Source organism: Pacificoceanicola niger (assembly GCF_048553275.1).
Lineage (GTDB): Bacteria > Pseudomonadota > Alphaproteobacteria > Rhodobacterales > Rhodobacteraceae > Pacificoceanicola.
On the sequence record NZ_JBLZMW010000019.1, the window covers coordinates 4882 to 17703 of the forward strand.

Here is a 12822-nt window from a genome sequence, read left to right on the forward strand (position 1 = left end):
CCCCGCGTGCGGTGTCGTCCGCATTCGGCAGGAGATCGTTCATGCAGGTCATGCGGAGACCTTTCTGATCCATTGGTCTCCCGCGGGTTTCCCCGCGTGCGGTGTCGTCTGCATTCGGCAGGAGATCGTTCATGCAGGTCATGCGGAGACCTTTCTGATCCATTGGTCAACGGCGACTGCGGCAATGATCAGTGTTCCGATGAGCAGAAACGTCCATTGGGGGTCGGCGCCGGCCATACGCAGGCCAAGCTCGAACACGCCCACGATCAGCGCTCCGAAGAATGCCCCGACGATGGAGCCGCGTCCGCCAAAGAGCGAGATGCCCCCGATGACCACGGCCGTGATGGCCTGGATGTTGCCGATGACACCCGTGGTTGCGGAGGGGGAGACGGAGCCATAGCGCCCGATCATCACCCATCCCGCCAGAGCGCAGATGAAGCCGACAAGCATGTACACCGACATAAGCGTCTTGTGCACGTTCACGCCGGCCAGTTTTGCGGCCTCGGGATCATCCCCCACGGCATACACGTGGCGGCCCCATGCAGTCGAGCGCAGCGCGTAGGCAAGGCCAAAGACAAGCGCGATCATCAGGACCACGCCAAGCGTCAGGGTGGCGCCGCCGATCTGCATCTTGGTCCCGAGGAACTGCAGGAACGGCGCATCGGCTTCGATGTCCTGGCTGCGGATGGTTTCGTTGGACGAGTAAAGGTAGTTCGCGGCCAGAACGATCTGCCACATGCCGAGCGTCACGATGAAGGGCGGTAGCTTGACCCGGCTGACGAGCCAGCCGTTGACCGCGCCAATGGCGGTGCCGATGGCAAGGCCACAGGCCACGGCGACCACGGGGGGCAGGCCGTATCGGAAGGAGAATTGCCCCATGATCACCGAGCACAGAACCGCAATGGCACCGACCGACAGGTCGATGCCGGCGGTCAGGATGATCAGCGATTGCGCCGCTGCGAGCACGCCCACGATCTGAACCTGTTGCAGGATCAGCGTCAGGGCAAAAGGAGAGAAAAACCGCGATCCGAGAACAAGCCCGAAGACGATGATGGCACTGACCAGAACGATCAGCGGTATGAGCGCCGGGTTCACATGCAGCAGGTGCTGCATCTTGCCGAGCATTCCCTTGCCGTCATCGGCGAAGGATGCCACCTCGCTGGTGGCCCCGCTGGCGGCGGATTCGTAATTGTCCGTCTGGGACATGATCCTCTCCCTTTTTGGAATAGGTCCGCGCACTCCCCGACGCGGAATACATTGGGCGCGGATGGACAAGCGCCCGCCGCATACCGGGAGTGTGGTGTTTCTGATTGGGCTTGGTCAACCGGGAGCACGGATGCGCATCGCATCGCGCCGTGAAGGCGGGCCCCGGGAATCAGGAGGTCCGGGGCGCATCTGGTGCGCCCCGGTTGATCAGATCAGCCCCAGCAGAGGTCCGTGCCTTCGGCCGTGTCGATGGACTCGACACCATCGACAGGCTTGTCAGTGACCAGCGCCACGCCCGTGTCAAAGAAGTCCTTGCCGTCGGTTGCGGAGGGCTTCACGCCGTCCTTGGCCCATGCCGCGATCGCTTCGATGCCCTTGGAGGCCATCAGGAGCGGGTACTGCTGCGAGGTCGCGCCAATCACGCCTTCCTTGACGTTCTGCACGCCGGGGCAGCCGCCGTCGACAGACACGATCAGTACATCGTTCTCACGGCCAATGTCCTTCAGCGCCTCATAGGCACCGGCGGCGGCAGGTTCGTTGATCGTGTAGACCACGTTGATGTTCATGTCCTTGGCAAGCAGGTTCTCCATCGCCTTGCGACCACCTTCTTCGTTGCCCGAGGTCACGTCGTTGCCGACGATGCGCGGATCGGTCTCGTCGCCCCACTTGCTCGGATCTTTGACGTCGATGCCAAAGCCGGTCAGGAAACCTTGATCGCGCAGAACGCCGACGGTCGGCTGGCTGATGCCCAGGTCGAGCATGCCGATCTTGGCGTCTGCGGCAGCATCGCCCAGCTGGGCCGCGGCCCATTGACCGATCAGCTCACCGGCAAGGAAGTTGTCGGTGGCAAAGGTCATGTCGGCGGCGTCAATCGGGTTCAGCGGCGTATCAAGCGCGATCACCAGAAGACCGGCGTCGCGGGCCTGCTGGACGGAGGGCACGATGGCGGAGGTGTCGGAGGCGGTGATCAGGATGCCCTTTGCACCGTTGGCGATGCATGTCTCGATGGCCTGAACCTGGGTCTCGTTGTCGCCGTCAACCTTGCCGGCATAGCTGTTGAGCGAAATGCCCAGCTCTTCGGCCTTGGCCTCGGCGCCTTCGCGCATCTTGACGAAGAACGGGTTGGTGTCGGTCTTGGTGATCAGGCACGCGCTGATCGAATGGCTGGCTGCGGAGGCGGCACCTGCGAGGGCAGTAAAGGCCAGTGCGGATGCGCCAACAGTCAGCGTTTTCTTCAATGTGGTCACGTTTTTTCCTCCCTAAGGTCGTTTGAAAGTTTGCGACCGGATCGTCCTCCGGACCGTTTGATCGCGTCTCTCAACCCAGACAAAACCGGGATTCGCCGCCAGAGTCAATAAATAAATAACCATGATTTATTTATTGACAGACGCCGCCCGCCACGCACATTCTCGCCCTCAGGGAGGACACGTTTTGGAGAACGAGACGTCGACGCAAGCGGTTGAAAATACGCTTGAAGTTTTGTCAAAGGGATCAAATCAGAGCGGTATGCGTGCGCATAACGAACGGTTGGTCCTGACGATTCTGCGCCGCCATGGCCCGATGGCCAAGGCAGAAATTGCGCGGGCGACAGGCCTTTCTGCCCAGACGGTCTCCGTGATGATGCGGCGGCTGGAGGAGGAGGGCTTTCTACGCCGGGGCGAGCCGCAACGCGGCAAGGTCGGTCAGCCGTCGGTGCCGATGCGCCTTGCTGGATCGGGGGCCTATTTCGGCGGTCTCAAGATCGGGCGCCGAAGTGCGGATCTCGTGCTGACCGATTTTCTCGGCCGCATCCTGTCGCGCGCGCGGATAACCTATGATTTCCCGCGCCCCGAGGCGACGGTGCGCTTTGCCCGTGACAGTTTCGAGCAATTCACCGCACAGCTGAGCCCGGAGCAGGCGTCGCGCATTGCCGGGCTTGGGGTTGCGATGCCGTTCCGGCTTTGGGACTGGGCGGTGCCGCTGGGGCTCAAGCCGGAAGAAATGGAGGGTTGGCGCAAATTCGACATCGCACAGGAACTGCACAATGATCTGGGCTTGCCGGTCTTCATGCAGAACGATGCCTCCTCGGCCTGCGGGGCGGAGCTCGTCTTTGGTGCGGATGACCGGGCGAGTGATTTCCTTTACTTCTATCTCGGTTACTTCGCTGGCGGTGGCGTGGTGCTGAACAATCAACTCTACACCGGGCGCAGCGGCAATGCCGGGGCGCTTGGCTCGATGCCGGTGCCGGATGGCAAAGGCGGGCAGGTGCAGCTGATCGACCGCGCCTCCCTGTGCGTTCTGGAGCGCGCGATGCGCGCGGCGGGCTATGCTACGGACAGCCTCTGGGAGCCGCCCGCCGCCTGGCAGGTGCCTGATGACATCCTTACGACCTGGATTGCGGAGGCGGGGCGCGGGTTGGCCCATGCGATTGTCTCGGCGGTTTGTGTTCTGGACCTGCCGGAAGTGATGATCGACGGCTGGCTGCCGCCGCAGGTGCGCGCGGCGCTTGTCGAGGCGACCAATGCCGAGCTTGATCGTATGGACCTGTCCGGGGTGCAAAGGCCGCTGGTCCGGCCTGGGCACGTGGGGCATGACGCGCGGGTGATGGGCGCGGTCAGCCTGCCGTTGTCGCATCGTTTCCTGATCGAATAGGGTTTCCGCGCCGCCGCTGCCGGACCGGGAAAAGACAATTCTCCTTGACATCATTGCAAGTGCAACGTTTATTCGGCCCGAGGAATTGCAGCGGGTTTCGGCCCGTTTCAGGCTGGTGAGGAGAGATCGCATGACCCGTTTCGCGCTGCCGCAAGGCATGGTGCGTGCGCCGCAAGCTGTCGGGGCACATGAGGGCTATATGCCCGGATTTGCTAATGATTTCGAAACCGAGGCACTGCCGGACGCGTTGCCCCAAGGGATGAACTCGCCGCAAAAGTGCAACTATGGCCTCTATGGCGAGCAACTGTCCGGAACCGCGTTCACCGCCAATCCCCCAGAGCGCACCTGGACGTATCGCATCCGCCCATCGGTCAAGCATTCGACACGTTACACGAAAATTGTTCTGCCCTATTGGAAGAGTGCGCCCAATGTCGATCCGGACGCGATCAGCCTTGGGCAGTATCGCTGGGATCCGATCGAGACGGCTGGAGAGAGCACCTGGTTGACTGGCATGCGCACCATGACCACGGCGGGGGATGTGAATACGCAGGTCGGCATGGCGAGCCATGTCTACCTGGTGACCCAGTCCATGGTGGACAGTTATTTTTTTAGCGCTGACAGTGAGTTGCTGGTCGTTCCGCAAGAGGGTCGCCTGCGGTTCTGTACCGAACTCGGCATCATCGACCTGGAGCCAAAGGAGATCGCCATCCTGCCGCGCGGGCTGGTTTATCGGGTGGAGGTTCTGGAGGGGCCGTGTCGCGGGTTCGTCTGCGAGAACTATGGCCAGAAATTCGAGTTGCCGGGACGCGGACCGATTGGGGCGAATTGCATGGCCAACCCGCGTGACTTCAAGGCGCCGGTCGCGGCCTTCGAGGATCGCGAGGTGGCGTCAACCCTCACGGTGAAATGGTGCGGGCAGTTTCACGAAACCAGGATTGGGCAGTCGCCGCTCGACGTGGTCGCCTGGCATGGCAACTACGCCCCCTACAAGTATGATTTGCGGACATATTGTCCGGTGGGGGCCGTGCTGTTCGATCATCCGGACCCGTCGATCTTTACCGTTCTGACCGCGCCCTCCGGCGTGCCGGGGACTGCGAATATCGACTTCGTTCTGTTCCGGGAGCGGTGGATGGTGGCGGAGAACACGTTCCGCCCGCCATGGTATCACAAGAACATCATGTCCGAGCTGATGGGTAACATCTATGGCCAGTACGATGCAAAGCCGAAGGGGTTCATTCCCGGCGGTATGAGCCTGCACAACATGATGTTGCCGCACGGACCCGATCGGAACGCTTTCGAAGGGGCCTCGAACGCGAATTTGACAGCGGAGAAGCTGGACAACACGATGTCCTTCATGTTCGAGACGAGGTTCCCGCAGCATCTTACTGAATTTGCTGCGAAAGAAGCGCCTTTGCAGGATGACTACATCGATTGTTGGGAGAGCCTCGAAAAGAAGTTCGACGGCACACCGGGCAAGAAATAACCGCAGGAGACACTCCATGCCGCTCATGCGCAGCTGGGTTGAGACCGCCAATTCGTCGGACACGGATTTTCCTTTGAATAATCTGCCTTACGGCTCGTTCCTTACGGAAGACGGGGAGCAGCGATGCGGCGTCGCCATTGGTGACATGATCCTCGACGTGACCGAGATGGAGGCCGATGGCCTGCTTGTCGTCGCGCCGGATGAGGACGAAGTGCTGTTTTTCGGGGATTGGACGGAATTCATGGCGCTTGGCCCGGCCGTTTGGGAGAGTTTCCGCGCAGAGCTTACAGAGCTGTTGTCAGAAGGGAACGGCGCGGCGGAGGAGCTTGTGCCCTATATGGTGCCACAGGTCGGCACGCGGATGTTGATGCCGTTTTCGGTTGCGGAATACACCGATTTCTACGCCAGCAAACATCACGCCAGCAACGTAGGAACCATGTTCCGCGGACCGGAAAATGCCTTGCCGCCCAATTGGTTGTCGATGCCGATCGGGTATAATGGCCGGGCGTCCTCGGTTGTGGTTTCGGGGACTGACATCCGGCGGCCCTGGGGGCAGCTCAAGGCGCCGGACGCGGACCTGCCGCGCTTTGCGCCCTGCGACCGGTTTGATTTCGAGCTGGAGCTTGGCGCTATCGTGGGTCAGCCGTCGGATGGCCCGGTGAGTGTCGCGCAGGCGGATGCGATGATATTCGGCTATGTCCTGCTAAATGACTGGTCTGCAAGAGATATTCAAGCCTGGGAGTATCAGCCGCTGGGACCGTTTCAATCGAAGGCGACCGCGACGGGGATCAGCCCTTGGATCGTTCCAAAGGCCGCGCTGGAGCCGTTCCGATGCGACACCCCGGAGCGGGAGCGGCCCTTGCTGGACCATCTCAAAGCGCCGCGGCCGATGCTCTATGACATTGACCTCGATGTTGGGCTGGCGCCAGACGGACGTGAGGAAACGATCATAACCCGCACAAATTACAAGGAAATGTACTACTCCTCAGCGCAGCAGTTGGCGCATCACACCACCTCCGGGTGCCCGATGCGCGTGGGTGATCTGCTCGGGTCCGGAACAATTTCCGGGCCGGAAAAACACCAGCGTGGCGCGCTGCTGGAGCTGAGCTGGAGTGGGAAAGAGCCGATCACCCTCGACACGGGTGAGACGCGTTCGTTTCTGAAAGATGGCGACACCGTAACGTTGCGCGGTGCGGCGCGGGGTGATGGCTATCAAGTGGGCTTCGGAGCGTGTAGCGGCACGGTGTTGCCCGCGCTCGATGATCCTTACGCGAACTGATGAATGAAAGTGAAACGCACCGTGCGAACCGGGGCGATGACAGGAAGGAAACGCAATGAGCAAGGCATTTGCCTCCGCAGGCGACATGGCGGAAAAAACCATAAGTTTCAGTGAGGTCGGAGATGGTCTTTATGCGTTCACCGCAGAGGGTGACCCGAATACGGGGGTGATTGTCGGCGACGAGAGCGTGATGATCGTGGAGGCGCAGGCCACTCCGCGTCTGGCGCGCAAGGTGATCGACTGCGTGCGCAGCGTGACGGACAAGCCGATCAGCCACCTTGTCCTGACGCACTATCACGCCGTGCGCGTTCTGGGCGCGAGTGCCTATGGCGCGAAGGAAATCATCATGTCCGACACCGCCCGTGCCATGGTGGCCGAGCGTGGGCAGGAAGATTGGGACAGCGAGTTCGACCGCTTTCCGCGGCTGTTCCAGGGACATGAAGAAATCCCCGGACTGACCTGGCCTACAACGACTTTTTCGGATTCCATGACCGTTTATCTCGGCAATCGCCGGGTGGATATCATGCATCTTGGCCGGGCGCATACTGCAGGCGACGCGGTGGTTTGGGTGCCGGATCAGGAGGTCATGTTTACCGGCGATATCGTTGAATATCACAGCGCTTGTTACTGCGGTGACGGCCATTTCGCCGACTGGGAAGACACGCTTGCCAATATCGCGGCGTTCGAGCCGAAGAGCATTGCGCCCGGCCGGGGTGATGCGCTTGTTGGTGAAGACATGGTTGCGCAAGCCATTGCGAATACGGCGGATTTCGTCAATTCCACCTACAAGCCGATTGCCCGCGTCGTGGCGCGGGGCGGCAGCCTGAAGGAGGCTTGGGAGGCCTGCCGGGCGGAATGTGATCCGAAATTCAAGGAGTATGCCATCTACGAGCATTGCCTGCCGTTCAACGTCGCGCGGGCCTATGACGAAGCGCGGGGCATCGAGACGCCGCGGATCTGGACGGCGCAGCGGGACAAGGAAATGTGGGCCAGCTTGCAAGGTTGATACAGCGCGCGGTGGGGTTAACGCACCGCGCGGCACTAGATCCTGTGGCGCGGCGGTTTGCGCATACAAGGGCAAACCGCGATCAGGCCGGCGGGGACAGGGTGCGGAGCGGAGTTTGGTACGATTCTCGCCGAGTTTGGTACAAAACCCGTTTTCATCCCGTCTCCGGGCGGCTCTCATTTGGACGATCTGCGAAAAACACGGGGTTTTTTGGTTAATGGCGGGGTGACGCGGTGTCATCGCGCCGTGAGCGGAGGAGCGGGCGCGGCGCTGGAGGGCGCGGCCCGGTTTGGGAGGCAAGGCGATGATTCACGACCGATACCAATTGGCGTTCCGGCTTTATCCGTATGAGCGGTCCGCCGACCAGGACGCCGCGCAGCCGGTGCGCCATCCGGTGGTGATCATGGGCGGCGGTCCGGTTGGCATCGCCGCCGCGCTCGACCTTGGCTTGCAGGGCATTCCGGTTGTGGTGCTCGACGATCACGAGGGCATCGGGCAGGGCAGCCGCGCGATCTGTTTCGCGAAACGCTCTCTGGAGATCGCGGATCGCTATGGCGCGGCGGCGCCGATGGTCGAGAAGGGCGTGGTCTGGAGCCTTGGCAAGGTGTTCCACGATGACCGCAAGGTCTATGACTTCAACCTGCTGCCGGAGGCGGGCCACAAGTTTCCGGCCTTCATCAATCTGCAACAGCCCTATTTCGAGCGGTTCCTGGTGGAGCGTGTGCGGGCGGCGCAGGCGGATGGCGCGCCGATCGAGATCCGGGGCCGCAACCGGGTGGACGGCGTCGAGGTCACGGATGCCGGGGCGCGGCTGGAGATCAGCACACCGGAGGGGCCCTATGCGATCGAAGCCGATTGGCTGATCGGCTGTGACGGGGCGGGCAGCCCCTTGCGCGGGATGATGGGTCTGGATTTCGAAGGCCGGGTCTTCGAGGACAGCTTTCTGATCGCCGACATTCGCATGACCAATGACGATTTCCCGACGGAGCGCTGGTTCTGGTTCGAGCCGCATTTCAAATCCGGGGCGTCGACGCTGCTGCACCGGCAGCCGGATGGCATTTGGCGGGTGGATTTCCAGATCGGCTGGGACGTGGATCGCAAGGAAGAGCTGAAGGAAGAGAATGTGCGCGCGCGGCTCGATGCGATGCTCGGCGATGTGGATTATGAGATCGTCTGGACATCGATCTACACGTTCCAGTGCCGCCGGATGCAGAAGTTCCGCCATGGCCGGGTGCTGTTCGCCGGGGATTCGGCGCATCAGGTCTCGCCCTTCGGGGCACGGGGCGCGAATTCGGGGATGCAGGACGTCGACAACCTGGGCTGGAAGCTGGGGATGGTGATCCGGGGCGAGGCGCCGGAGCGGCTGCTGGACAGCTATCACGAAGAGCGGGCGTATGGTGCGGATGAGAATATCCTGAACTCCACGCGCGCCACCGATTTCATCACGCCGAAGTCGACGGTCAGCCATGTGTTTCGCAATGCGGTTCTGGACCTGGCGGAGCATCACGCCTTTGCGCGGCCTTTGGTGAACAGCGGTCGGCTGTCGGTGCCTTGCGTCTATGACGGGCTGTCCCTGACCGGGGCGGATGCGCTGCATGCGGGGCCCGGGCGGAGCCGTCCGGGCGCGCCCTGTCCCGATGCGCCGCTTGGCGCGGGGTTCTTGCTGGAGCAACTCGGCGGAGGCTTTGTGTTGCTCGGGCTGGGCGTTTCGGTGCCGTCGGCGTTGGATGTCGGCGGTGTTGCGGTGGCAGGGCTGTGTGTGGAGGCGGAGACCTCCGCCGCCCTGGCGGAGCGATACCTGGGGGTGGAGCCTTCGGCGGTCTATCTGATCCGGCCGGATCAGCATGTGGTGGCCCGCTGGCCGGGCTTTGATGACGATGCGGTGCGGGCGGCGGTGCGGCTGGCCTGCGGATGGGAGGAGTAGGCATGGCGGATCTGGTGCTGGAGCCGAATATTGCCGACCCGGATGGGTTCTATGCGGAGCTGATCGCGGTGCATGACGGGCTGGACGATGCGGCGAGCGCGGCGCTCAATGCGCGGCTGATCCTGCTTCTGGCGAACCACGTTGGGGACCGGGTGGTCCTGCGGGCGGCGCTTGATGAGGCGCGCCGCTGCGCATCCGGCTGAGGCTTTGCGGGTCTCGCCTTGCCGCGATCAGCGATTTGGTCAAGCGGCCGCGCCGTGGCCGCGCCTCAGGACAAGGCGGCGATCATGCGCGGAAAGACGTCCCGCGCGGCGGATTTGCCCATGAACATGTCGAGGTGGCTATAGCCGGGCAGGATCTGCAGGCCGTGTTTGCCGGGGGCGTGGCGGTCGAACCAGGCAAAGCTGGCCGCCTGGCTTTCGGGGAGGAAGCACTTGTTCTCGCGTCCGGCGAAGAAGGTCCAGCGCGCGTCGGTTTGCGGCGGCTGGGCGGTGAAGTCCCGAGGCAGCGTGCCATGGGTTTGCAGGCTGACGAGGTGCCCCGCCGCCTCGCAGGCGCGGATATGGCGAAAGAAGCTGAGTGGCACATGGCCGAATTCGGCCTGGATGAACCGCGCGTGCGTCTCCTCGTTCAGGTTGTCATGTTCCCAGAGCGCGGGCGCCCCGGCGCCGTAGGTGAAGCTGACCAGCCTGCAGGCGGTATTGTCGCATTCGCGGTGCGTGGCCCGGGTCAGCAAAGCCAGCAGGCGGGGCAGGCCGCGCGGCGTCTCATCGCCCCAACCGGGGTTCATCGACCGCATCAGCCGGGACAGAAGCGGCACCGCGAGGCGCAGTTTCAGCCGCGACAAGGGCGGCACGATCGGATGCAGCGAAACGGCGTTGGAGACGATGGTGTCGACCTGCGGCACCAGCCCGGCAAGCGCGGACATGGTGAAGGAGGTGCTGCCCTGGCAATGGATGATCGCCTTGATCGTCTCGGCGCCGGTCTCGCGCAGGACGGTCTGGACGGCGGCGGGGTGATCGTAGACGGCGGCCTGATCCAGCGTCCAGTCGCAGAGCGGGAAGTCGATGCTGGCGCGCCAGTTCTCCAGCCAGACATCGAAACCGGCGGCCAGCAGCGCATCGATGATCGTGGTTTCGACCGGGGCATTGAAGATATTGCCGCGCACACCGGCGCCATGGACCAGCAGCACGGGCGATCGCGTCGGGGGCGTGGGGCCGCGCAGGTTCGTGACGCTGAGCGTGAGGCCATCGGCGGTGCGGAAGGGAATGGTGCGGGTGTCGTAGTGGCTGGAATTCATGAGGGGCCTGTTGAATGACGGGAAAGAGACCGCGAAGGGTTGAAAGACTGTGTTGAGTTCGCCTTAAAGTAACCGTGTTGTTCCCAAAGTCATAGTGATCCGCCATGGCCCGCCCCGAGATGACCCACTGGTATACCCCGAAGCTGGCGTTGAAGACGGGGGTGCGTGTTCTGCTGTCGTCGATTTTCGGCAATTTCGCGGACCGGCGCGAGATCATGGCGCTCGATGCGCCGGTCTCTGACGCCGCACTGGATCCGGCGATGGATTACAGCGCGGAGGGGGGCGCGGCGGGGTTCTGGTTCGACTATATGTCCGACACTGGCGATGGCTATGACGCCACCTATGCCATGGCGCGGCTGCTGAGCGATCCGGCCTTGCTGGTGCGCGGGCTGGATGCGCCGCTGCCGCAGGCGCGGGTTGTGGTTCTGGGCGGGGACGAGGTTTACCCTGATCCCTCGCAGCAGGCCTATCAGGAGCGGTTCATCGCGCCGCTGGAGCAGGCGACGGCGGATGAGTTGCCGTATCGGGAGCGTGATTACGGAACCGAAGGGCCGGACCTTTATGCGCTGCCGGGGAACCATGATTGGTATGATGGTCTGATCGCTTTTGGCCATTTGTTCTGTCGTCGGCGTCTTGCCATCGACGGGCAGGCGACGGTGCCGCGTCCGGGGCGCATCATCGGCAATTGGAGCACGCAGCAGACCCGCAGTTATTTCGCGCTGAAGCTGCCGGGGAACTGGTGGCTCTGGGCGGTGGATTCGCAACTGGCGGGGTATCTGGACAAGGCGCAGGTGGAGTATTTCGCCTATGTCGGGCGAAACTGGATGCCGCCGGCGGCGCAGGTGATTGTGGCCGTGGCCAGCCCGGGATGGATCGGCGCCGCGCAGGCGGTGGATCAGACGGCGTTCGAGCAATTCGATTATGTCTCGACGCTGGCGGAGCGTATCCGCGACGGTGCGGGCACTCCGATGGGGCACCGGGTCCGGCTGATCCTGACCGGCGACCACCACCATTATGTGCGCCATGAGGAAGAGGGCACCGGGGGGACGGCGGAGAGCGCGAGCAGCGTGCAGCCACGTGCGCGCACGCTGATCGTGGCGGGCGGCGGCGGCGCGTTCCTGCATCCGACGCACCACCTCAACCCGGTCGAGCGCCATCCGCTCGGCCGCCGCGCCGAAGAGCGCAACGGTCTGCGCGAACGGGTGTTCCGGATCGCGGCGCAGGACGGGCAGGAGGCGGTTTACCCGCCCCGCGACGTCTCGCGCGCGATGACATGGAGCGCGCTGGGGTTTGCGGCGCTGAACCCGGGATTCACCGGGGCGATCTTTGGCATCTACCTGCTGTTCATCTGGACGCTCTCGCTGTGGAGCGAGGCGCTGCAGGACAGGACGCTCTTGGCCCATATCGCACAGTTCGATGGCTGGTGGCCGGCGTTGAAGGGCTATGGCGCGCTGCTCGTCGATGCGCCGCTGCACCTCGGGATCGTGTTGGTGAGTTTTGCCGCCTATTTCTATTTTGCCGGACGCGTGCGGCCCATGGTGCGCTGGCTCAGCGGCGGGGCGCATTGGGCGGCGCAGTCGATCGGGGCGCTGCTGTCGGGATGGATGACGGTGCGGGTGATGGCGCCGCCTTCGGTGATGGATGGGTCTGCCGGTGCGGGCTGGGAGGCGGCGACGCTGGTGCTTGGGGCCGGGGTGGCGGCGGTGGTCTCGGGGACGATCTTCGGCGCCTATCTGCTGATCCAACTCAATGGCTTCGGGCGACATTTCAACGAGGCCTTCTCGGCGATCCGCATCGACCGCTATCGCAATTTCCTGCGGATGAGGATCGACGCGGACGGCGGTCTGACGCTGTATCCCATCGGCCTGCGCGAGGTGCCGGCGACCGTCGGCAGCCGCGTCCCGCTCGACCCGGAACTGATTGAAAAACCGATTTATTTCGAGCCATAGGCGGGCACGCTGCCGCGCCGGTTCACACCTGCACAGGAGGATGC

The 12822-nt window shown here is 63.2% G+C and carries 10 protein-coding genes; 7 read left to right on the top strand and 3 right to left on the bottom strand.

All coding sequences use genetic code 11. The features are described from left to right. Positions 1-138 precede the first annotated feature (138 nt). Together ACN2XU_RS20030 and ACN2XU_RS20035 are read right to left on the bottom strand one after the other, a co-directional pair. Positions 139-1206: an ABC transporter permease gene (locus ACN2XU_RS20030; RefSeq protein WP_419412124.1), complete on the bottom strand. Its 1068-nt coding sequence runs from the start codon at positions 1204-1206 to the stop codon at positions 139-141. Between the two features lie 212 nt (positions 1207-1418). Continuing rightward, positions 1419-2444 carry a sugar ABC transporter substrate-binding protein gene (locus tag ACN2XU_RS20035; RefSeq protein WP_419412217.1) on the bottom strand — a complete coding sequence of 342 codons (1026 nt, stop codon included), beginning with the start codon at positions 2442-2444 and terminating at the stop codon, positions 1419-1421. 268 nt (positions 2445-2712) lie between these two features. Between ACN2XU_RS20035 and ACN2XU_RS20040 the strand changes: the two genes are divergently transcribed. The 6 genes from ACN2XU_RS20040 (at position 2713) to ACN2XU_RS20065 (ending at position 9732) form a co-directional block, all read left to right on the top strand. Further along, on the top strand, positions 2713-3837 hold the full coding sequence (locus ACN2XU_RS20040) for an ROK family transcriptional regulator (RefSeq protein WP_419412125.1): 1125 nt from the start codon (positions 2713-2715) through the stop codon (positions 3835-3837). Positions 3838-3967: 130 nt separating this feature from the next. Then, positions 3968-5320: a homogentisate 1,2-dioxygenase gene (gene hmgA / locus ACN2XU_RS20045; protein ID WP_419412126.1), complete on the top strand. Its 1353-nt coding sequence runs from the start codon at positions 3968-3970 to the stop codon at positions 5318-5320. Between the two features lie 16 nt (positions 5321-5336). Further along, positions 5337-6599 carry a fumarylacetoacetase gene (gene fahA / locus ACN2XU_RS20050; protein ID WP_419412127.1) on the top strand — a complete coding sequence of 421 codons (1263 nt, stop codon included), beginning with the start codon at positions 5337-5339 and terminating at the stop codon, positions 6597-6599. A gap of 55 nt (positions 6600-6654) precedes the next feature. Next, positions 6655-7605 (top strand): MBL fold metallo-hydrolase, encoded by a 951-nt coding sequence (locus ACN2XU_RS20055; RefSeq protein WP_419412128.1) that lies wholly within the window; start codon positions 6655-6657, stop codon positions 7603-7605. A gap of 304 nt (positions 7606-7909) precedes the next feature. Further along, positions 7910-9529 carry an FAD-dependent oxidoreductase gene (locus tag ACN2XU_RS20060; protein WP_419412129.1) on the top strand — a complete coding sequence of 540 codons (1620 nt, stop codon included), beginning with the start codon at positions 7910-7912 and terminating at the stop codon, positions 9527-9529. A 2-nt stretch (positions 9530-9531) separates the two neighbouring features. Beyond that, positions 9532-9732 (top strand): DUF2783 domain-containing protein, encoded by a 201-nt coding sequence (locus ACN2XU_RS20065; RefSeq protein ID WP_419412130.1) that lies wholly within the window; start codon positions 9532-9534, stop codon positions 9730-9732. Positions 9733-9797: 65 nt separating this feature from the next. On the opposite strand, the gene ACN2XU_RS20070 is transcribed toward ACN2XU_RS20065, so the two are convergent. Further along, complete coding sequence (locus ACN2XU_RS20070) at positions 9798-10829, bottom strand: alpha/beta fold hydrolase (protein WP_419412131.1); 1032 nt, start codon at positions 10827-10829, stop codon at positions 9798-9800. Positions 10830-10933: 104 nt separating this feature from the next. Here ACN2XU_RS20070 and ACN2XU_RS20075 point away from each other — a divergent pair, with 104 nt between their 5' ends. Further along, positions 10934-12778 carry a hypothetical protein gene (locus ACN2XU_RS20075; protein ID WP_419412132.1) on the top strand — a complete coding sequence of 615 codons (1845 nt, stop codon included), beginning with the start codon at positions 10934-10936 and terminating at the stop codon, positions 12776-12778. Positions 12779-12822: the final 44 nt, after the last annotated feature.